Origin of the sequence: Mesorhizobium sp. B2-9-1 (genome assembly GCF_006439455.1) — a bacterium.
In the GTDB taxonomy this organism is placed as follows: domain Bacteria; phylum Pseudomonadota; class Alphaproteobacteria; order Rhizobiales; family Rhizobiaceae; genus Mesorhizobium.
The window spans coordinates 345,303-365,001 of the sequence record NZ_VFTP01000004.1; the positions used below are offsets into that span (position 1 = coordinate 345,303).

22 protein-coding genes are annotated in these 19,699 nt (G+C 63.6%); 14 read left to right on the forward strand and 8 right to left on the reverse strand.

Annotated features, from left to right (window positions below; genetic code table 11):
* Positions 1–525 precede the first annotated feature (525 nt).
* Genes FJW05_RS11820 through FJW05_RS11830 form a run of 3 tightly spaced genes read left to right on the forward strand, consistent with a single transcriptional unit; the run spans position 526 to position 3,675 of the window.
* Complete coding sequence (locus FJW05_RS11820; protein WP_140631917.1) at positions 526–1,353, forward strand: transporter substrate-binding domain-containing protein; 828 nt, start codon at positions 526–528, stop codon at positions 1,351–1,353.
* Between the two features lie 51 nt (positions 1,354–1,404).
* Complete coding sequence (locus FJW05_RS11825) at positions 1,405–2,685, forward strand: FAD-binding oxidoreductase (RefSeq protein ID WP_140631920.1); 1,281 nt, start codon at positions 1,405–1,407, stop codon at positions 2,683–2,685.
* A gap of 18 nt (positions 2,686–2,703) precedes the next feature.
* Complete coding sequence (locus FJW05_RS11830; protein ID WP_140631922.1) at positions 2,704–3,675, forward strand: amino acid ABC transporter permease; 972 nt, start codon at positions 2,704–2,706, stop codon at positions 3,673–3,675.
* 3 nt (positions 3,676–3,678) lie between these two features.
* On the opposite strand, the gene FJW05_RS11835 is transcribed toward FJW05_RS11830, so the two are convergent.
* Positions 3,679–4,491 carry a PfkB family carbohydrate kinase gene (locus FJW05_RS11835; RefSeq protein WP_140631925.1) on the reverse strand — a complete coding sequence of 271 codons (813 nt, stop codon included), beginning with the start codon at positions 4,489–4,491 and terminating at the stop codon, positions 3,679–3,681.
* A 41-nt stretch (positions 4,492–4,532) separates the two neighbouring features.
* Positions 4,533–5,546 (reverse strand): SIS domain-containing protein, encoded by a 1,014-nt coding sequence (locus FJW05_RS11840; RefSeq protein ID WP_140631928.1) that lies wholly within the window; start codon positions 5,544–5,546, stop codon positions 4,533–4,535.
* A 185-nt stretch (positions 5,547–5,731) separates the two neighbouring features.
* Between FJW05_RS11840 and FJW05_RS11845 the strand changes: the two genes are divergently transcribed.
* Entirely contained in the window at positions 5,732–6,463 is a 732-nt protein-coding gene (locus tag FJW05_RS11845; protein ID WP_140631931.1) for a GntR family transcriptional regulator, read from the forward strand.
* A 58-nt stretch (positions 6,464–6,521) separates the two neighbouring features.
* Here FJW05_RS11845 and FJW05_RS11850 read toward each other — a convergent pair whose 3' ends face one another.
* The 3 genes from FJW05_RS11850 to FJW05_RS11860 all read right to left on the reverse strand — a co-directional run bounded on the left by FJW05_RS11850 (position 6,522) and on the right by FJW05_RS11860 (position 8,263).
* The gene (locus FJW05_RS11850; protein WP_140541729.1) at positions 6,522–6,887 is read right to left on the reverse strand and encodes a hypothetical protein; all 366 of its coding nucleotides are present in this window, start codon (positions 6,885–6,887) and stop codon (positions 6,522–6,524) included.
* Between the two features lie 130 nt (positions 6,888–7,017).
* Positions 7,018–7,764 carry an SDR family oxidoreductase gene (locus FJW05_RS11855; protein WP_140631937.1) on the reverse strand — a complete coding sequence of 249 codons (747 nt, stop codon included), beginning with the start codon at positions 7,762–7,764 and terminating at the stop codon, positions 7,018–7,020.
* Between the two features lie 37 nt (positions 7,765–7,801).
* On the reverse strand, positions 7,802–8,263 hold the full coding sequence (locus tag FJW05_RS11860; protein WP_140631939.1) for a VOC family protein: 462 nt from the start codon (positions 8,261–8,263) through the stop codon (positions 7,802–7,804).
* Between the two features lie 135 nt (positions 8,264–8,398).
* On the opposite strand from FJW05_RS11860, the gene FJW05_RS11865 reads away from it, so the two are divergent.
* From FJW05_RS11865 to FJW05_RS11910, 10 genes are all read left to right on the forward strand, one after another.
* Entirely contained in the window at positions 8,399–9,286 is an 888-nt protein-coding gene (locus FJW05_RS11865) for a transcriptional regulator GcvA (protein ID WP_140631942.1), read from the forward strand.
* A gap of 64 nt (positions 9,287–9,350) precedes the next feature.
* Positions 9,351–9,578, forward strand: a complete 228-nt coding sequence (locus FJW05_RS11870; protein ID WP_140631945.1) for a hypothetical protein — start codon at positions 9,351–9,353, stop codon at positions 9,576–9,578.
* A 310-nt stretch (positions 9,579–9,888) separates the two neighbouring features.
* The gene (locus tag FJW05_RS11875) at positions 9,889–10,887 is read left to right on the forward strand and encodes a L,D-transpeptidase (RefSeq protein WP_140631948.1); all 999 of its coding nucleotides are present in this window, start codon (positions 9,889–9,891) and stop codon (positions 10,885–10,887) included.
* A gap of 147 nt (positions 10,888–11,034) precedes the next feature.
* Positions 11,035–13,473 carry an FAD-dependent oxidoreductase gene (locus FJW05_RS11880; RefSeq protein ID WP_140631951.1) on the forward strand — a complete coding sequence of 813 codons (2,439 nt, stop codon included), beginning with the start codon at positions 11,035–11,037 and terminating at the stop codon, positions 13,471–13,473.
* Between the two features lie 55 nt (positions 13,474–13,528).
* Positions 13,529–14,638 (forward strand): mandelate racemase/muconate lactonizing enzyme family protein, encoded by a 1,110-nt coding sequence (locus FJW05_RS11885; RefSeq protein WP_140631953.1) that lies wholly within the window; start codon positions 13,529–13,531, stop codon positions 14,636–14,638.
* A gap of 115 nt (positions 14,639–14,753) precedes the next feature.
* Complete coding sequence (locus FJW05_RS11890) at positions 14,754–15,083, forward strand: DUF2934 domain-containing protein (RefSeq protein WP_140541736.1); 330 nt, start codon at positions 14,754–14,756, stop codon at positions 15,081–15,083.
* A gap of 435 nt (positions 15,084–15,518) precedes the next feature.
* The gene (locus tag FJW05_RS11895) at positions 15,519–15,836 is read left to right on the forward strand and encodes a metalloregulator ArsR/SmtB family transcription factor (RefSeq protein ID WP_181164914.1); all 318 of its coding nucleotides are present in this window, start codon (positions 15,519–15,521) and stop codon (positions 15,834–15,836) included.
* Entirely contained in the window at positions 15,833–16,318 is a 486-nt protein-coding gene (locus FJW05_RS11900) for an SRPBCC family protein (RefSeq protein ID WP_140631958.1), read from the forward strand. Before FJW05_RS11895 ends, FJW05_RS11900 begins: the two co-directional genes overlap by 4 nt.
* Before the next feature lie 75 nt (positions 16,319–16,393).
* Complete coding sequence (locus FJW05_RS11905) at positions 16,394–16,792, forward strand: MAPEG family protein (RefSeq protein WP_246673364.1); 399 nt, start codon at positions 16,394–16,396, stop codon at positions 16,790–16,792.
* A gap of 81 nt (positions 16,793–16,873) precedes the next feature.
* A complete protein-coding gene (locus tag FJW05_RS11910; protein WP_040980340.1) occupies positions 16,874–17,158 on the forward strand; it encodes a hypothetical protein in 285 nt (94 codons plus the stop codon).
* Positions 17,159–17,372: 214 nt separating this feature from the next.
* Here the strand turns inward: FJW05_RS11910 and FJW05_RS11915 are convergent, their stop codons facing one another.
* Genes FJW05_RS11915 through FJW05_RS11925 form a run of 3 tightly spaced genes read right to left on the reverse strand, consistent with a single transcriptional unit; the run spans position 17,373 to position 19,669 of the window.
* Positions 17,373–18,560: an MFS transporter gene (locus tag FJW05_RS11915; RefSeq protein WP_140631964.1), complete on the reverse strand. Its 1,188-nt coding sequence runs from the start codon at positions 18,558–18,560 to the stop codon at positions 17,373–17,375.
* Complete coding sequence (gene arsC / locus FJW05_RS11920) at positions 18,561–18,974, reverse strand: arsenate reductase (glutaredoxin) (protein WP_140631967.1); 414 nt, start codon at positions 18,972–18,974, stop codon at positions 18,561–18,563.
* Complete coding sequence (locus FJW05_RS11925; protein WP_140631970.1) at positions 18,971–19,669, reverse strand: MIP/aquaporin family protein; 699 nt, start codon at positions 19,667–19,669, stop codon at positions 18,971–18,973. The genes arsC and FJW05_RS11925 overlap by 4 nt, the downstream gene beginning before the upstream one ends.
* Positions 19,670–19,699: the final 30 nt, after the last annotated feature.

A 19,699-nucleotide genomic window follows, 5' to 3' on the forward strand; every position in this document is an offset into this window, starting at 1 on the left:
AAAGCGCCGGCAGCAATTAGCTGTTCGTCACTGACCGCATATAAGCGTTCTCTATTGCAATCCCCGGAAGAAAAAAGGTTGATTAGAATCTCTGGGGGAAACGAAATCGTGAATAGAGGCGTGGTGCGGCTTCTTCCGAAGCCCAAGATTTCAATGTTCATTTGCGGATGCGGGCATATGGGTCAACTTTGCTCGCCCGGATACTGGCTGCGCATCCGAGCGCCCGCGCCTGCCATAAAATGAGCAACACCTTCAGCATGGATTGGGCGCGCACAACGGGCCGGTAACCAGCAGCCAGCGCCGAGAACTGGTGGCGGGCCCGATTGATCCGCGAATTCGCAACTGCCGGCTGCCGCGGCCGATCGCATAGAAGTCCAGGAAATTCGACCAATGCCGATTCGGCCAACGCCGGGAACGCGCATCGCAGGCCAAACTCGACGATCGCCCGATAAAGACGCTTGACTCACCCTCCCGCTTACGGACAAGTTGCGTTGTCAGACATCTTACATACGAGAGGGAGGTTTCGTGAGGAGATTTATCGCTTGTTTCGCGCTGGCTGCCGGCGCGCTCGCATTTGCGTCGGCAGCGTGGGCGGGAGAAACCCTGGATCGCGTCACAACCAAGAAGGCCATGGTGGTCGCGACCAACAGCGGCTGGCCACCGCAGAGCTTTCTCGACGAGAGCAACCAGTTGGTCGGCTTCGACATCGACGTCTCGAAAGAGATCGCCAAGCGCCTCGGCGTCGAAGTCAGCTTCGAGACGCCCGATTGGGCGACTATGACCGGCGGCCACTGGCAGGGCCGCTATGATCTTGGCGTCGGCTCGGTGACGCCGACCAAGGCCCGGGCCAGGGTGATCGATTTCGCCGGCATCTATTATTACAGCCCTTATGTCTATGTGGTCCACAAGGACAGCAAGGCAAAATCGGTGAATGATCTGAACGGCAAGGTGATCGGCGTCGAGACCGCCACCACTTCGGAAGATTTCATCCGCCGCCAATTGGAGATCGACGCTCCCGGCCTTCCGCCAATCGAATACAAGCTGCAGCCTGGCGAAATCCGGACTTTCGCCGATTCCATGCTGCCCTTCGACGATCTGAGACTTGGGGACGGCGTGCGGCTCGACGCGGTCATCGCGCCCGAGCAGACCGCTCAAAACGCCATCAAGAACGGTTATCCGCTGCGCATCGTCGAGGGCGACTACGCCTTCCGCGAGCCGCTGGTGGTGATCGCCGACAAGGGCGATGCCGAGTGGACCACCAAGATCGGCGGCATCATCGACCAGATGAAGAAAGACGGCACGCTCGCCACGCTGACCACCAAGTGGTACGGCAAGAACTACAGCGCCGATTGACGCTCATCGCGGGCGGCCCCTCAAGGCCGCCTGCTTCCGTCAGAACCTATCATGACTTATCCCGATACCTATTATCGCCGTACACTTGCCGACGAGAAGGTCAGACCGCCGCTCGCGGGTCCGGCCGAATGCGACACGGTCATTGTCGGCGGCGGACTGGCCGGTCTGACGACGGCGCTGCAGCTGGCGCGCGCCGGGCAGCAGGTCGTGCTGCTCGAAGCCGAGAGCATCGGCTTCGGCGCCTCGGGCCGCAACGGCGGCTTCGTCAGCCCCGGCTTCGCGACCGGCAGCGACAAGATCGCCGCGATGGCCGGCGCGGCGGCGGCACGAGAGCTGCATCGGCTGTCGATCGAAGGCGTCGATTTCGTGCGGCAGACGATCAAGGATCTCGACATCACGGCAGCGAAGCCCCGCCCCGGAATCATGGGCGTGCTACGCCATGACGGCGGCGCCGAACTGAAGGCTCATGCAGAGAAACTGGCGCGGGATTTTGACTATCCGCTCGAATATCTCGAGCGCGACCAGGTGCGCGCTGTGCTGCGTTCCGAGCGCTACTACCAAGGCCTACGCGATGGCAACGCCTTCCACATGCATCCGCTGAACTATCTGCGCGCCATCGGGGCGGAGATCGAGCGGCTGGGCGGCAGGATTCACGAGGGCTCCAGCGCGATCGAGGCTAAACTCGATGGCCCGCACAAGACCCTACGCACCGCAAGCGGCGAAGTACGCGCGCGGCAAGCGGTGTTTGCCACCGGCGGCTATACAGGACCGCTGGTCGGTCGGCTGAAGCGGGCCATGTTGCCGATCGCGACCTATGTGATGCTGAGCGAGGAAGCCCCGGATCTCATCGCCGGCGCTATCGCGACGACGGATGCCGTCGGCGACAACCGCCGGGCCGGCGACTACTACCGCGTCGTGGAGGATGGAAAGCGGCTGCTCTGGGGCGGGCGCATCACTACGCGGGCCGCTTCGCCGGCGGCGCTGGCCAGGGAATTGCGCCGGGAGATGGTTGGAACCTACCCTCGGCTCGCTGCGCTCAAGACCGAACTCGCCTGGTCTGGGCTGATGGCCTACGCCCGCCACCTGATGCCTCAGATCGGGCAGCTGCAGCCAGGCGCCTGGTATCTCACCGCGTTTGGCGGGCACGGTATCAACACGACGGCCATCGCCGGCAAGGTGGTCGCCGAGGCGGTACTCGGCCAATCGGACCGCCACCTTCTGTTCGCGCCGTTCGGCCTGGCCTGGGCAGGCGGACCGGTGGGGCTTGCCGCGGCGCAACTCACCTATTGGAAGCTGCAGGCGCAAGATTGGTGGCGCGAACGCCCCCGCTAACCAGAAGGATATCGACAGGTGATCGGCAGACTGCTGCTCAACTATCCGGACGCCACGCGCCGCATCGGCGTGTGCCTGGCGCTCGCCGCTTTCGCCGCGGGCCTCTACGGTCTCGGCATCAAGGCAGACTGGATCGGCAAGCTGATCCCGAGCTCGATCGAATGGCTTGCGGCCAATCCCGTGGTGGCGCGAGCCGTCTCAGCGGTGCTGATCGCGCTGATCGTGGCCGCCAACTGGAAGGCGCTGCAGCAACTCGGGCGCAAGCAGCAGATCGTGGCGGTATGGGTCGAGCTGTTCGTGCTGCTGATGCTGTTCTTCTATTCCTTTGACCTGTCCTTTTCTTTCATCGCCCGGAAGATCGGTTTCCTCATCTCGCAGGGCGTGGTGACCACGCTCTACATCTCCGCCATTTCGATCGCCATCGCGACAGTCATCGCCTTCATCGGCGCCATAGCCAAGCTCTCCAAGAACGGCATCGTCTATGGCCTTGCAACCTTCTACACCTCGCTGTTTCGCGGGCTGCCATTACTGATGCAGATCTACATCATCTATCTCGGCCTGCCGCAGGTCGGTTATGTGATCGGGGCCGTGCCCGCCGGGATCATGGCGCTGTCGCTTTGCTACGGCGCCTATATGACCGAGATTTTCCGGGCCGGCATCGAAAGCATTCCGCGCGGCCAGACGGAGGGAGCTACCGCACTTGGGCTCAGCCCCAACCAGACGATGTTCCTGGTGATCCTGCCGCAGGCGATGCGCGTCATCGTGCCGCCGACGGGCAATCAGTTCATCGCGATGCTGAAGGATTCCTCCCTGGTCTCGGTGGTCGGGGTCTGGGAGATCATGTATCTGGCGCGCACGCAGGGCCAGACCGAGTTCCGGCATATCGAGATGCTGATCACCGCCTCGATGATCTATTGGATTTTGTCCATCGGGCTCGAATTCCTGCAGTCCCGCATCGAGGAACGGTTCGGCCGCTCGCTCAAACGCTGAGCTTCAATGCGGCATCCCCTCCTGGGGAAAGCCGCCCAGATGGCAGCAGGCCACAGCGGCATGATCGCGGCCGCTTTCGAGGCACAGCAAGAGCGGCTTCCTCGCCAGCCAGGCATGCAGGAAACCGGCGATGAAACTGTCGCCGGCGCCGGTCGTGTCGACGACCTCGACCGGGCGGATGCCGGTCTCGGCGCGCTCGCGGGCCGTCAGCGCCATCGACCCATCGGCACCGCGCATGACGACGGCACAGCCTGCGCCGCGCGACAGGAGATCCGCGGCCATCGCTTCGGCCGCGTCGCGATGTTGGCCGGTCGAGCAGAAAACTATGCTCAGACCCGCGACACCGAGATCGGCGGGATCGGCGTTGACCGAGATATCCTGCGAGACGCTGACGCCTGCCCGCGACAGGCGCCTGCGTAAAGCGCCGCCGTCATCCAGCCAGCCGATATGGACGTGATCCATCGTCCCCAGGATCGCCAGTTCGGCCTCGTCCGGCGCATAACCGGCGCAGGCGCCGAAATCCTCGGCAGCAATCAAACGCTCGCCGGACGGCAAGACTTTGATGTCGGTCCAGGCGGTATTGCGCTGGTCTACGCGCAGGTGCTTGACCGCCACCCGATTGGCTTCGAGCTCAGCGCGGGTGCGTTCGCCCTCGGCGTCGCGGCCGACCGCGCCGAAATAGAAGCTGTTATGGCCAAGCCGCGCGAGCTGGACGGCAACGTTGAGCGCGTTGCCGCCGACCAGAGAGCGGCCGATCGGCGCTCCGAGGCGGTCGATGCAGTTGTCGCCGACGGCGGCAAATCGAAGGCTGCTCATATCCTGCGCTGCACGATCAAAGCTGACGCCGAGAGCTAAGCTCAATAGGCAACGCGCTTATAGTAACGGCGCGTCGTGAGCGGGTGGTCACGGATCACCTCGAGATGCGCGCTGACCCGTTCGAGCGCGGTCGCGAGCACGATCGGCGAAACCAGCGCGCGCACATCCGGCGAAATGCCGGGAAGTTCAAAATCGGCCGTGTCGAGCACCGTCAACTTGTCCGTATAGGTGGGCGCGAATTTCTCGACGCGATCGGCCAGCGGCCGGGCGCTGTCCTCGCCCTTGAAGAGCACCACGCTAACGTCTTTGTCCAGCAGCTCGAGCGTGCCATGGAAAAAGTCGGAAGCATGCACGGGGCGGGTCCGGATCCACTGCATCTCCTCCAGGATGCACATGCCGTAATACCAGGCCTGCGGCCAGACATTCCCGGCGCCGGTTATGATGTGATAGTCGGTGGCGGCCAGTTTTTGCGCGAAGCCGGCGGCTTCCTGTTCATAGCTCTGCTTCACCTCCAGCAACAGTCGCGGCAACTGCTCCAGTTCGGCGAAAATCCGTTCGGATTCGGCGAGCTCGCCGCGATGCTTCAGCGCTGCAAGCGCGATGAAGAGCGACTGGAGATAGAAGGACTCGCAGGACGTGTCGTCCTCGGCGAAGTTGACGAAGACATGGTCCCCGCCCTTGCCGAGCGGCGTCTCCTCATGTCCGACCAGCGTGATCACCGTCGCCCCGACGTCCTTGATCCGGGACAGCAGTGCCACGCTTTCCTTCGTGGTGCCGGAGAGCGAGGGCAACACGACGATCGATTTGTCGGTCAGGTGCACGGATTGGACAAGCTGCAGCTCGGCGGTGATGTCGACGAAGGCCGGAAAGCCAGATCGGCGCTGCAGCAATTGCGCCGCCGGATGCATCAGGATCGCTGCACCGCCGGTGCCGAGAAAGAAGATGTTTTGCGCCTCGGCGGCGAGGCACTGCGCCACAACGGCCTCAATGCGCTCGCGCAAGGCCACCGCCCCCGATTGGATGCGCATAAACCGGGCTTCATCGAAATTGAGCATCGTTCCCTCGATCAATTCAGTTGTAAGACAACTGACATCTGTGGGAGCGCATTTCAAGAGAAATTTTGCGGATAGGTTCCCATACGTTGCCTATACGACATGCGATCGCCACGGCATGCCTCCGCTTGACCTGAGCGCGATTGTCCGACAACAAAAGGAGAGTTGGCACAATGGGGAAGAGGGACTTGGACGAGCCGCTTCGGGACGCGCGCACATTGGCGGTTCAGCTGCGCGACCGCATGGCCGACCTCATCAGGACCGAAGGGCTCAAGCCCGGCGACCGGCTGCCAACGGAATCCCAGCTGACGCAGCGCTTCCGCATCTCGCGCCCTGCCCTGCGCGAAGCGCTGAAGCTTCTCGAACAGGACGGCATCATCTCCGTCACTCATGGTCTCGGCCGCTTTGTGACCGCGAACTCCGCCGTCCAGGTCGACCGTCCAATCACGGTGTTCGAAAGCGTGACCGACATGTCGCGCCACTATGGCTACAACACCGTCAACAAGGTTCTTTCCATCAACGAGGAAACGCCCGATCCATTGATCCAGCAGCAATTGCGGTTAGCGGACGGAGAGCGCGTCATCCGGCTTGAACGGCTGCGGCTGCACAATGATCTGCCCCTCATTTATTCGCTCGACTACGTACCACGCAGCCTTTTGCCGGGGCGCCTTTTCGACATCGAATGGAGCGGCTCGCTGCTCGCCCTGCTGGAAAAGCACCGCCATCAGCCGCGTATGTCGGCCGCCTCCGTTGCAGCCGTAACGCTGCCCGACGAAATCGTGCAGCGCAACGACTTACGCGACTTCGGGCCAGCCCTGCTCATTACGGAAACCTGTTTCGATGGGACCGGAACCCCGGTCGTCCATGCCGCCGTCTATCACCGCGGCAGCCATTTCACCTTCAGCTTCGCACGAAAGTGAAAGCTCAAATGGTGGCGATGACCAGTGTCAGGTGCCATGCAGATATCGCGGGCCGTGACTAGCGCGGGAGCAGTCGGGAGACCTTGAGCCGCGGCGCGAAGAAGCAGCGCAGATAGGGCTGGTTGGTTATGACGTAATGGTTCTCGCAGATATGGTATCGGCCGTCCGGCGATTCCTGCACGCGGTCTCGCGGGATGTTGAAGCCATCGGGAAGATAGACATAGCCGCCGTCGGCCCCGGATTGCACGGCAGACTCGGGGATGGGGCGGCAATCCGTGCCGCCGCAACATTTGAAGTTGGTTACCGGGTCGACCTTGTTTTCGTACCAGTCATGAGCATCGGCGCCTGTCGCGGCGACAATCCACATGGCTGTGACGATGACCCTTCGCATGGCGTTCCTCGACGGTGCGGAGGCGCTGCTCATTCGAGCATCATCTATATTAGCGTTCCGCTGGAAACGCCATTGGCCGGCGAAAGTGTGGAAGGCGGCGCCCGGCCTTTTGGGTGGCAATAGGTGAAGCCGGAACCTTCCAATCAAGGTCCGGCTCTACCGCTCACACCAGCCGCTGTCCGCCGTCGATGTGGATGGTCTCGCCGGTCATGAACTCGTTCTGCATGAGATAGAGATAGGCCGGCGCGATATCGGCGGGCCTGGCGATCTTTCCAGCCGGCAGTCGGGCGCCCATCTGCTCGAAATAGCCTGATTTGGCGGTGCCGACGATCTCGTCCCACATTTCGGTGTCCACCCAACCAGGCGAGACGATGTTGACGCGGGTTGGCGCAAGTTCCAGCGCCAGCGCCCGGGCGAAATAGGTGAAGGAGCCGGCGACCGCCGAAACGACCGAGCCGCCGGGGACCGGCGGGCGGTCCTTGTTGATGCCGGAGGTGAAGATCATCGAGCCAGCCTTGTTCAGCGTGCGCACGGCGTGCTTGGCTAGCATCACCGCGCCGATCAGCTTGCCGTCGACAAATCGGCGCACGAAATCCATATCGGTCTCGCCGATCGGATGATTGGGCGGCGGCGTGCCGGCCGTCGCCACCAGATGATCGAAAGCGCCGGCCTGCTCGAACAAGCCGGACACCTCGGCCTCATTGGCCATGTCGGCGGCGATGCCCGTCACGCGCCCTGCCCCGCCGAGCCGCTTTTCGGCGGCCTTCAGCTTTTCGGCCGAACGGCCGGCGATCACCACCTCCGCGCCGCTTTCAAGCGCCGCTGCCGCGACGCCGAAACCGATGCCGGAGCTGCCGCCGACGACAATGATCTTCTTTCCATTGAGCGATGTCATGGGGAGACTGGTCATGGGGGTCTTCTCCGTCCTTCCAATGATGGGTTCAAAATCAGGCGCGGCCGGCGTGGGCTGCTTCGATATCGGCGAGGATGATCTTCTTCATCGAATACATCGCCTGACGCGCCCGGTCGGCCTTGGCGCGGTCGGGGTCGTCCATCAGGCGCAGCGCCGGTTCGGGAATGACCTGCCAATAGACGCCAAACTTGTCCTTCAGCCAGCCGCAGGGCTGCTCCGAGCCGCCGCCGGCGGTCAGCGCGTTCCAAAAATAATCGGTTTCGGCCTGGTCCTTGGTTTCGATGTAGAGCGAAATCCGCTCATTGAAGGGCGGCACTCCGCCGGCGTTGAGCGCGGTAAAGCGCTGGCCTTCGAGCTCGAAATCGAAGATCGCATGCGGCTTGTCGGTGAACTCGATGGTCCGCAGCGCGCGGCTGTTGCTGAAGACCGAGAGATAGAAATCTCGCGCGGCTTCGGCATCGAGGTTGAACCAGAGGAAGGGATGAACGGTCGCCATGATGTCCTCGCAGGTTTGATCTTGAGTGAGTATTGATCACAAATTCTGTGAGGATTTTTGATTGGAAAAGGCTCGACGGACAAACCAAAATTTGGCAAGTATTTGTTACCATAACTCACAAATGGCTTTGTCGTCATGGCCCGCAGACTGCCGCCGCTCAACGCCTTGCCGGCCTTCGAGGCCGCTGCACGGCATTTGAATTTTTCGCGGGCCGCCGACGAGCTCAACCTCACCCATGGCGCGATCAGCCGCGCGGTGAAGCATCTCGAGGACCAGCTTGGTGTGCAGCTCTTCGAGCGGGCAACGCGCTCAGTGCGGCTCACCCCCGTCGGGGAGCCCTATGCGGTTGCCGTGCGCGAGGCGCTCGACCAGCTCGCGCTGGCGACGCAAACCGCGACCTCGCGTCATTCCGGCTCGACGCTCAACGTCAGCACCTCGGACGGCTTCGCCGGAAAATGGCTGGTGCCGAGGCTCTACCGCTTTCATCGCGCGCATAGCGATATCGACGTGCGCGTCTCGACCACCGGGCGACTGACCAATTTCCGCGGCGACGGCATCGACGTCGCCATCCGCTACGGCGCCGGCCACTATCACGGGCTGACGTCGGAATTTCTCACCGGCGAGGAAGTCTTTCCGGTCTGCAGCCCGAAGCTTCTGGAAGGGCCGTATCCGCTCAAGCACCCGCAGGACCTCAAGCACCACACGCTGATCCGCGACGGATACCGCATCGACTGGGCCGCGTGGCTGGCCAGCGCCGGCGTCGAAGGCGTCGACCCGAACAGCGGGCTCACTTTCGATTCAGCCACTTTCGCGGTGGAATCGGCCGTGCAGGGCGAAGGCGTGGTGCTCGGCCGGACCATGCTCGTCTCGGCCGACCTCGCCACCGGCAGGTTGGTCCGGCCCTTCGACCATGCGCTGAAGGCGGTCTCCAGTTTCTATCTGGTCTACCCGCCGGAAGCGATCCGCCAGCGCAAGGTGAAGGCGTTTCGCGATTGGCTGTTTTCCGAGATCGAGCCGGGCTGAAGCAAAGGCTTGCCGAAATCCCCAGCCTTGCGAAGACGCGCCGATTGCGCGATGCTGCGCAACCATGACTGGCGAGTATCTGGACCACAAATTGGAATGCCCGTTTTGCGGCACCATCCGTTTGCAAATTCCGGCCGATGCTCAACCCGAAACGGCGATCCATTGCGCCGAGTGCGGTAAATATCTCGGCTCATGGGATGAGCTTCAAACCGATTTCGAGCTCCAGGGCGGCACGGACGGCGTGTTCCGGCTGGATAAGGGCCGTATCCAGAAGCTTAATTCCAGCCGATGATTAGCCGCTGCTGACGCAGCCGTTCGGGCTCAGACGCGCCCAACAGGGCAACCGACGGCATGGGCGGGGGGTGTTGGGGAGCCGCCGGTTACCAGGACGAGGAGCCATGGAATAAGAAAATGCGCAGGCCCTGATACCATAATGCCAGTTCTCTGCGTTCATGGGAACTGGTTTCCAGCTTAAAATTCAAACGTATATGGGAGAAAGCGCACCCTCGTGATGATCTTCGTGCGGCTCCTCGCGACAGGAACCACATCGGCCGTGCCGCGTCATAGAGACAGGCTCTTGCCGCGATCCTGGAGTGACGTCGATGATCAGGCTGCTTGTTATCGCTGGATTGGCGCTGGCGCTCGCGTGCGGCGGGACGCTGGCAGCCAAGCTCGACCTCGCCGCTGTCAACCAGGCGCAATTCAGCGAGGGCGAGCCGAAGGGCGTCGATCCGATGGTGCTCAGAGCGCAGATCCTTCTCGATCGCGCCCGCTTCTCCCCCGGCCTGATCGACGGTCGCCTTTCCGACAATTTCTCCAAGGCCGTCGCGGCCTTCCAGGCGGCCAACGGACTGCCCTCCGACGGCAAGCTCACCCGCGAGACCTGGGACAAGCTCGCGGCGACTTTCGCCGGGCCGGTGCTGATAAACTACGAGGTCACGGCCAAGGATGTGCGCGGGCCGTTCACCAGGCGCATCCCCGCCCGCATGGAGCGGATGGCGCATCTGAAGCGGCTCGGCTATCGCAGCGCGCGGGAAAAACTGGCGGAGCGCTTCCATGTCAGCGAACAGTTGCTGAGGCTGCTCAATCCCAAAGCCGGTTTCAGGAAGGCCGACACCACGTTGGTGGTGCCCGATGTCGGCCGTGGCGATCCTCCCGCGGCCGTCGCGAGCGTCGAGGTCGACAAGGGCGCCCGCCAGGTGCGCGCGCTCGATGCTTCGGGCAAAGCGCTCGCGGTCTATCCTGCCTCGATCGGCAGTGAGGAAAAGCCGGCGCCGAGCGGCATGGCCGAGGTCAAGCGCGTGGTGCACAATCCGACCTATCGCTACAATCCGAAATTCGGCTTCAAGGGCGTCAAGAGCAAGCGGCCCTTCACCATCGCCAAGGGGCCGAACAATCCGGTCGGATCGGTGTGGATCGATCTCTCGATCGAGAGCTACGGCATTCACGGCACGCCTGACCCAGGCAAGATCGGCACCACCTTCTCGCATGGCTGCATCCGGCTGACCAACTGGGACGCCGAGGACCTCGCCGCCATGGTCAAGCCGGGCACCAAAGTCGACTTCAAGGACGAGACGGCGCAGGACGGGCAAGTGCAGTGAGATGCCGGCAGGTCGCGATCCGCCGAGCCGCACCGCTGCATAAGCCCAATTTATCGTCATCCTCAGTTTTTCAGAACGTTACACCGCCTTGCCTCGCCTGTAGCTTCGACGGCGCGGTTTGGAGAATGGTCCGGATTTGGTGGTTCGATGCAAGCACATGCGCGGGTGGTGATCGTCGGCGGCGGATGCGTCGGCGCGGGTATTCTTTATGGCCTGGCCAAGCGCGGCTGGACGGATGTCGCGCTGCTCGAGCGCACGCAGCTTACAGCCGGCTCGACCTGGCATGCGGCGGGGCTGATTCCGTCCTATTCCCGCAACATCAATGTTGGGCGGATGATCAAAAAGACGATCGAAATCTATGAGGGCCTCGAAGCGGAGACCGGGCAGCCGGTCGGCTGGCACAAATGCGGACAGTTGCGCATCGCCAATTCGAGAGACCGGCTCGACGAGTTCAAGAGCTATATGAGCGTCGCCGAGGTGCAGGGTATGCGGGCGCAATTGCTTACCCCCGACGAGGCGCGCAAGCTCTGGCCGCTGCTCGACAACAAGGACATGCTGGGCGCGCTCTACCATCCCGATGACGGCCATATCGCGCCGGCCGACGTGACGCATGCCATGGCCAAGGGCGCGCGGGATCTCGGCGCAAAAGTCTATCTCAACACCGAGGTCACAGGCTTCAAGCGGACCGCTTCCGGCGAATGGCTGGTCGAGACCAACCAGGGCGACATCACCTGCGAGCATGTGATTTGCGCCACCGGCAATTACGCGCGCCAGACCGGCGCGCTGCTTGGCTTGGAGATCCCGGCGATCCCCATCCTGCACCAGTACTGGATCACCGAAGCGGTGCCGGAAGTGGTGGAGCGCAAGCGCGCTGGCCGGCCCGAAATGCCGATCCTGCGCGACGAAGGTTTCGAGGGCTATCTACGCGAGGAAGGCGACGGGCTGATGTTCGGTCCCTATGAGCGCACCGAAAACCTGAAGCTGTTCGCCGAGGACGGCGTTCCCGACTGGTTCGGCGCCGACCTGCTGGAAGAGGATTTCGAGGCGGTGTCGTGGAACTGGGAGCAGGCGCTGCAGCTGGTGCCTGCGCTCGGGCGCGTCGGCATCAAGGCCAATGTGCGTGGCCCGTTCCAGATGACGCCGGACGAGCTGCCCTTGATGGGGCAGGCCTGGGGCCTGCCCAACGTCTGGCTGGCCGAAGGCGTGCCGGGCGGCATCTTGTGGGGTGGCACGATCGGCTACTATTTGTCGGAGCGGATCGTCGAAGGCGGCAACAGTATCGACACATCCGACCTCGACCCGCGCCGCTTCGGCGACTACGCCAACAAGGAATGGACGCGCGAGAAGGTGCGAGAGGCGTGGGGCACGCATGCCGAGCAGAAATACCCGGGACAGGACATGCCCGCCGCGCGGCCGCAGAAGACCGCGCCCTCCTATGACCGGCTGACGGAACTGGGAGCGGTTTGGGGCGTGCTCAATGGCTGGGAGATGCCCAACTGGTTCGCGCGCGACGGAGTCAAGGCCAAGGACCAATATAGCTGGCGCTGGACGCCCAAGGGAAACCTCGTCGGCGAGGAAGTGCAGGCGGTACGCAACGCCGTCGGGTTGGTCGAGATGACGCCGATGACCAAGTTCGAGGTGTCAGGTCCCAGCGCGGCCGCCTGGCTGGACCGGATCATCGCCAACCGCCTGCCGGCCGTCGGCAAGGTGACGCTGGCGCATCAGCTGACCGCAACCGGCGGCGTGCAGGCGGAATATATGGCGGCGCGGCTTGGCGAGGACCTGTTCTACCTGATCTCGACGCCGCGCGCCGAACGCTGGAACTTCGACGATCTTTCCAAACTGCTTCCCGCCGACGGCAGCGTATTCTTGAAGAACGTCACCAACGACCGCGGCTGCTTTACCGTCGTCGGACCCAAGGCGCGCGAGGTGCTGCAGCCGCTGACCGAGATCGACCTTTCCAACGAAAATTTTCCGTGGTTCGGCGTCAAGACCGGCAGCGTCGCCTTGGCAAGCGACGTGCGGCTGCTGCGGGTGAACTATGAGGGCGAGCTCGGCTGGGAACTCTATCACCCCCTGCCCTACCAGCGGCGATTGCTCGACGCGATCCTCAAGGAAGGCGAGAAGCACGGCATGCGGCTGGTCGGGCTGCACGCGCTGGAGTCGCTCAGGCTCGAGAAATCCTATCGCGCCATGCATCGCGACATGAACCCGGAGCTCAACGCGCTGGAGAGCGGGCTGGAGCGCTTCATCCGCCTCGACAAGGGCGACTTCGTCGGCCGTGACGCGGTTCTGAAATACAAGGAGCGCAACGACCAGCGCCGATCCGTGACGCTCAGGATCGACACCGACGGCGCCAGCACGCTTGCCAATGAAGGACTCTACAGCGACGGCGCGCTGATCGGGCGCATCACGTCGGGCGGCTACGGCTACGCGCTCGGGCATGACGTGGCGCTGGCGCTGCTGCCCGAGCGGTTTTCGAAACCCGGCACCAAGCTCGACGTCGCGATCCTGGGCGACTGGAAGGTCGCCGAGGTGATCGCGGATTCGCCTTACGATCCGACCTCGGCCAGGGCGCGGATGTAATAGGCAGGGCCTGCAAAGGCCCCGTTGCCGACGTGTCCTTCGGAGGGAAGCCCGTATGCGTATCGATCGGATCAACGTCTATTCGGCGCAATTGCCGGTCAAAGGCGGCGTCTACCGCATGGCCAGCGCCGATGTGGAGGCGCTGGACTCGACGCTGGTCGAGATCGTTACCGATGACGGTTTTGCCGGATGGGGCGAGACCTGTCCGATCGGCCCGGTCTACCAGCCGCATCATGCGCTGGGCGCCCGCGCCGCGATCGCCGAAATCGCCCCGGGGCTGATCGGTTCGGAGATCGCCTCGATCAGACTTCTGGCCAAGCAGATGGACGAGCGGCTCAACGGCCACGGTTATGCCAAGGCCGCTTTCGACATAGCGTTCCTCGACCTGCTCGGCCAAAAACTCGGCGTGCCGGTCTCGACGCTGCTGGGCGGCGCGCTGACCGACCGCGTGCCGGCCTATTATTCGCTGATCGTCGGCCCGCCGGAGGAGACGGCGAGGATCGCCGCCGACAAGGTGAGCGCCGGTTACCCGCGCCTGCAGGTGAAGATCGGCGGGCGCAATCTCGAAGAAGACGTCGCCGTCGTCCACAAGGTCTGGGAAGCGGTCGGCTACAAGGCTCGGCTAGCGGTCGACGGCAACCGGGGCCTGACGGTGGCCGCAGCGATCCATCTTGACCGGCTCTGCCAGCAAATTCCCTTCGTCTTCGAGCAGCCCTGCAACACGATGGACGAGATCGCGACGCTGAAAGGCCGCATGACACATCCGGTTTATCTCGACGAAAGCACCGAGGATCAGAACGCTGTGCTGCGGGCGATCTCGCTGGGCATCGCCGATGGCTTCGGCTTCAAAGTGACACGTCTGGGTGGCCTGACGAAGATGACGACCGTGCGCGACCTTTGCGCCATCCGCTCGCTGCCGCACAGTTGCGACGACGCCTGGGGCGGCGACATCATCGCGGCGGCCTGTGTGCATCTGGCCGCGACCGTCGAGCCGCGCCGCATGGAGGGCGCCTGGATCGCCCAGGAATACATCAAGGGGCATTTCGACCAGAAGCAGCCGGTGATCATCAAGCAAGGGCACATCGCCGTGCCGCAGGGGCCGGGGCTGGGCGTGAAGCCGGAGCCCGGCATGTTCGGCAAAGCGGTGGCGATATACGGACGGTAACACTAGGCGCAAATCTGCGCGGTGGAGGCCGAAATTGTGCCGGCGATCACTTCGTGAACGACGCGGATCGTTCCGCCCTGTCCTGCGTTCTTGTGACACGCAAGGAGGAACGGCGATGGACGACGATCGGACCGAAAAGATCAGGCAGCGTGCCTATGAGATCTTTCAGCGCGAGGGCGGCATCCTGGGCAATCATGAACGGCACTGGCATCAGGCGGAGATGGAGATCGACCGCGAGGCCGCCCTGCCGCTGACGGCAGGCGATGCGCTGCCAGAAACGCGCGAGATCGACAGCGCCGATGTGCTGACGGTGGAGGCGCTTGCCATGCGCACCGGCATTTCGGGCGACGAGGCGCAAGAGCTGCTCGACAGGCTGGGCAACGACCGCGCTGCGATCGAGCAAGCGGCGCGCGATCTGCAGGCACGCAAGCGCGGTGTCGATTAGTGGCACTGCACTGAGATTTTGACCGGTCGGCTCTGTTTGCGTTGGCAGGTGGCACGCGTTGGAGATTGGCCGAAAACGCCATGGCGATCGTCATTCCAGGGCGGAGCAGGAGCGAAGCTCCGTCGCGAAGACCCTGGAAATCCATGCCGTTACCTTCGTCAAGGAATGCAACGGAGCAGAATTCTGCACCGTGGCGGCGCTTCCAAGTCACGGAATGGATTCTATGGTCTGCGCCGCGTCGCTTCGCTCCTTGCTCCGCCATAGAATGACGACGTTGGGGCGGCCGAAACCAATCCTCCGGCGTTTGCGCTGATTACACGGAAATGAACGGAGAATCTTGCACCGAGAGGCGGTGGCCAGCCAATCGGACCGGCCACAGGTGGCACTCTCCACCCGGGTTGACAGGTCAGACGCACCGTCCTAATTTTCGCGTTAGTGGCCACTAACGCGAAATACTGGACAGCGCTCGGCGATCCGACACGACGCACGATCTTCGAACTGCTGGTCGAAAGTCCCAGTTCAGTCGGCGGACTCGCCAATGCGCTGCCCGTGACGCGGCCGGCCGTCTCGCAGCACCTGAAGGTGCTCAAGGATGCCGGGCTGGTGGCCGATACGCGCTCCGGCAAGGAGCGCATTTACCGGATCGATCCGGACGGGCTCGCGGCGTTTCGCGCGGAGATTGACCAGTTCTGGGTGAAGACGCTCGCAGCCTACAAGCTGGCCGTCGAGCAACCGACAAAGGACGAGACATGATCAAGCAACCGGCACCTGCTCCCGTAAGGCATTCCGTCGTCGTCGAGGCGCCGATCGCGCGCGCCTTCAAGGTGTTCACCGAGGATTTCGGCAGCTTCAAGCCGCGCGAGCACAATCTGCTTGCCGTGCCGATCGCGGAAACGATCTTCGAGCCGCACGTCGGCGGCCACGTCTACGACCGCGGCGTCGACGGCTCAGAGTGCCGCTTCGCCCGCGTGCTGGCCTACGATCCGCCCGACCGGCTGCTTCTGAGCTGGGACATCAGCCCGCGCTGGCAGATCGAAACCGACCTCGCCAGGACGAGCGAGTGGGAGGTCCGCTTCACGGCCGAGGCGGAAAACCGGACCCGGGTCGAAATCGAGCACCGCCATATCGAACGGCATGGCCAAGGCTGGGAAGGCGTGCGCAGCGGGGTCGACGGCGATCAGGGCTGGCCGCTCTACCTGCAGCGGTTCCAGGCGCTTTTTTCCCGGGCGGCCTGACAGCGGCACCCCCCCTGGGGCATGGCCCGCACGGTGGCGATCGGAGGAGCACTGGAAATAATGGAAGCCTATTGGTTGAGCACCCTCGGCGTGCTTGCGCTCTGCCTCCTGTCGGTCGCGCTGGCGATCTACTCAGGCTCGTCCAAGGGTTTTGCCGGCAAGCTTTCAGGGCCGGTGATCCCGGCGGACGACGACAACTCCCTTTACCGGATCGATCGCGTCCACATGAACTCGGTCGAGGCGCTCGCGCCCTTCGTCGTGCCCGTGCTGCTGGCGATGATGGTCGGCGTCGAGCCGATGACGCTCGCCGTGCTCGTCTGGGTTCACTTGGCGATTCGTCTCGTCCACATGATCATCTACCTGCGCGGCGGCAATGCCGCCAAGGGCGGCAGCGTCAGGACGATCCTCTATGTCTCCGGAGCGCTGGTCACGCTTGTCCTCGTCCTCGTGACGGGCTGGGCAGTGCTTCGCTGAGCAGCGCTCGCTTTTCGCTCCGTCGGCGGAACCCTCGCCCCGATCAGAGGTTCATCCCTGTACAACCACAGGAGATGCGCCATGGACCACACCAGCCACGTAAGATTGACCAACGCCGAGCTGACGCCCGACATCCTCGAAGGCGCCACCATCTACGGCCCGGATGACGAGAAGATCGGCTCGGTCGACCACCTGCACGGCAGCCAGGTCGTCATCGATGTCGGCGGCTTTCTCGGCATCGGCGCCAAGCCGGTGGCTGTCACCGCCAGCCAGCTCGATTTCATGCGCGACGAGGACGGCGACGTGCATGCCGTCACCAGCTGGACGAAGGATCAGCTCAAGGCGATGCCGGAGCATCGCGACTGACAGGAACGCCTCGCGACTGGCAATCAATCAGAAGACTTCGGCCCGGCAATTGCCGGGTCGGTTTTTTTGCGCGGCGCGGTAAATTCGTTTGTGGCCTGACGAGCGTCAATGCGGATTGCCCTCGCGGCACAAATGTGTGGCGGGTTCCTTCCGGAGCCGCGAGAGAGCCCGGGACAGGTCGGCGATTTCGTGGGGCGATGAACCGCTCCAAGGATCAGCGGCGCATGCTCGCAAGCAGGCAAATACACAGCCCCGCGTTGACCGTTGCCGCGAGCGCCAGCGTGACCAGGACAAGATTGGCGCCGCCCGTGCCAAAAAGCAGCGCCCCAACGGACGGAGCCGCCGCCTGGACGATGAGGCTGGGCGTCGCGAGCTTGCCCATCAGCACCGCGTATTGCTGCGGGTCGAACAGCACCAGCGGCAGCGCGCCGCGCGCGATCGTATGGATGCCGTTACCCGCGCCATAAAGGATCAAGGCGAGAGCAACGAAAGTCTGGCTCGTCAGGAGCAGCCAGATTCCGGCGGCGAGCAGCGTTACGGATGTCAGCATCGTCCAGATCGGATGGTGCCGGTTGCGGCCGATCAGCAGCTCCGCCACCCTAGCGCCGACTTGTGAAGGACCGACTAGCGCGCCAAGTCCGACGGCGGCTGCCAGGCTCGCGCCGCGCAACTGCAGCAGCGTCAGCAGATGGACGGAGAGCATGGACGCGACCAGTGCGGCCAAGGTCTGAATGGAGGCCAGCAAAATGAAGCGCGCCCGCGCTCTGCCGGTGGTCGATGCCTCTTTCGACCTATCTTTGACCGGCGCAGGCGCGGCGGCCGGAGGCGACGGTATTATCCACAGATGGAGCGGCAAGCAGATTGCCAAATGGATCGCGGCATAGGCAAGGCAGGCGGTGCGCCAGCCGCCATGCTCGACAAGGAAGGCGCTGATCGGCCAGCAAATGGTGCTGGCAAAGCCGCCGAAAAGCGTCAGGTTGGTGATGGCGCCGCGCGCGCTCTGTCCATAGAGGCGGCCGAGTGTGGCGAAGCCGGCATCGTAGAGGCCGCTCGACATGCCCAAGCCCATGAGCAGCCATGCAGCCAGATAAAGAGGATAGTCGGTCGCCGTCGCCAACAGCGAATGCGCGGCCGCCAGCAGCAGCGAGCTGGCGGCAAGCACCGGTCGCCCACCGTGGCGCTGGATCAGCCGCCCGGTGATGGGGGACACCAGCCCGGCAAGCAGGAGCCCGCAGGATAGCCCGGCAATGACCCAGGCGAGCGACCAGCCGGTATCCTTGGCAATCGGCACGGCAAGCACCGCGGGCAGGTAGTAGGACGATCCCCAGGCGAGAATCTGCGTGATGCCGAGACCCGCAATGAGGACGCGGCGACTGTGTCCGGCAGGCGTGGCGGCTTCCAATCAGGCTTGCTCTGGCGGATAGGCGACCTTCTCGCCATCCTCCTTGACGAACTCCCGCACCGGATTGTCGAGCAGCGGCAGCACCGCTTCCGACGGCCGGCACAGTTTTGTCCCTTTCGGCGTCTCGACGATGGGCCGGTTGATGAGGATCGGATGGGCGAGCATGAAATCGATCAGCTCATCGTCGCTCCATTTCGGATCGGCGAGGCCGAGTTCGGCGTAAGGCGTGCCCTTCTCCCGCAACAAATCGCGCGCAGAAATCCCCATCGCGGCGATCAGTTCGAGCAGCCGTTCGCGGCCCGGCGGCGTCTTGAGGTATTCGATCACGACAGGGTCTTCGCCGCTGGCGCGGATCATGGCGAGCGTGTTGCGGGAGGTGCCGCAGTCGGGGTTGTGATAGATCGTGACCGTCATGGCTCTGCTTTCAGTGGCTGGTATTGCTGAACGGTTTCGGGCTTGAGCAGCCAGGCCATCAACGCGAGCGCGATCAGGGCGCCGAGCAGCTCGGCCACGACGAAGCCCGGCAGATCGAGCGGCCTGATGCCGGAGAAAGTGTTGGTGAGTGAGCGCGCCACGGCGACGGCGGGATTGGCGAAGGAAGTGGATGCCGTGAACCAATAGGCCGCTGTGATATAGAGCCCGACCAGCCACGGCACGGCCCGCCGCTCGAAGCGGAGGCCAGCGAGAATGACGGCGATAAGGCCGAATGTCGCGACCATTTCCGAGAACCATTGCGCCGGCCCGGCACGCAGTTTCGTCGCGACCTCCAGCACCGGCAGGGCGAACATGAGATGCGCGGCGATCGTGCCAGCGATTCCACCGACGACCTGCGCGAACAGATAGGCAGGGAGATCGCGAGCAGGCAGCGACCGGTTGAGGCAGAACACCAGCGAAACGGCGGGATTGAAATGCGCGCCGGAGATCGGCCCGAGGATGGTGATCAACACCACCAGCATCGCGCCGGTTGCTAGCGTGTTGCCAAGCAGCGCCAGCGCGGTGTCATGCGTCAGCGTCTCGGCCATGATGCCGGAGCCAACGACGGTCGCCACCAGCAGACCGGTGCCGAGGGCTTCAGCCGCGAACCGGCGCGGCAGATCGAAGGTGTTCATTAGCTAGCCTTGGATTTTGCGACGGGCGTG

Excerpts from the sequence above, each read along its gene's own strand:
- FJW05_RS11840 (WP_140631928.1), bottom strand. The coding sequence starts at position 5,546 with ATGCTCAATTTCGATGAAGCCCGGTTTATGCGCATCCAATCGGGGGCG.
- FJW05_RS11900 (WP_140631958.1), top strand. The coding sequence starts at position 15,833 with ATGATCAAGCAACCGGCACCTGCTCCCGTAAGGCATTCCGTCGTCGTC.
- arsC (WP_140631967.1), bottom strand. The coding sequence starts at position 18,974 with ATGACGGTCACGATCTATCACAACCCCGACTGCGGCACCTCCCGCAAC.
- FJW05_RS11925 (WP_140631970.1), bottom strand. The coding sequence starts at position 19,669 with ATGAACACCTTCGATCTGCCGCGCCGGTTCGCGGCTGAAGCCCTCGGC.
- FJW05_RS11880 (WP_140631951.1), top strand. The coding sequence starts at position 11,035 with ATGCAAGCACATGCGCGGGTGGTGATCGTCGGCGGCGGATGCGTCGGC.
- FJW05_RS11865 (WP_140631942.1), top strand. The coding sequence starts at position 8,399 with ATGGCCCGCAGACTGCCGCCGCTCAACGCCTTGCCGGCCTTCGAGGCC.
- FJW05_RS11870 (WP_140631945.1), top strand. The coding sequence starts at position 9,351 with ATGACTGGCGAGTATCTGGACCACAAATTGGAATGCCCGTTTTGCGGC.
- FJW05_RS11850 (WP_140541729.1), bottom strand. The coding sequence starts at position 6,887 with ATGAGCAGCGCCTCCGCACCGTCGAGGAACGCCATGCGAAGGGTCATC.
- FJW05_RS11910 (WP_040980340.1), top strand. The coding sequence starts at position 16,874 with ATGGACCACACCAGCCACGTAAGATTGACCAACGCCGAGCTGACGCCC.
- FJW05_RS11855 (WP_140631937.1), bottom strand. The coding sequence starts at position 7,764 with ATGACCAGTCTCCCCATGACATCGCTCAATGGAAAGAAGATCATTGTC.
- FJW05_RS11860 (WP_140631939.1), bottom strand. The coding sequence starts at position 8,263 with ATGGCGACCGTTCATCCCTTCCTCTGGTTCAACCTCGATGCCGAAGCC.
- FJW05_RS11875 (WP_140631948.1), top strand. The coding sequence starts at position 9,889 with ATGATCAGGCTGCTTGTTATCGCTGGATTGGCGCTGGCGCTCGCGTGC.
- FJW05_RS11835 (WP_140631925.1), bottom strand. The coding sequence starts at position 4,491 with ATGAGCAGCCTTCGATTTGCCGCCGTCGGCGACAACTGCATCGACCGC.
- FJW05_RS11885 (WP_140631953.1), top strand. The coding sequence starts at position 13,529 with ATGCGTATCGATCGGATCAACGTCTATTCGGCGCAATTGCCGGTCAAA.
- FJW05_RS11825 (WP_140631920.1), top strand. The coding sequence starts at position 1,405 with ATGACTTATCCCGATACCTATTATCGCCGTACACTTGCCGACGAGAAG.
- FJW05_RS11890 (WP_140541736.1), top strand. The coding sequence starts at position 14,754 with ATGGACGACGATCGGACCGAAAAGATCAGGCAGCGTGCCTATGAGATC.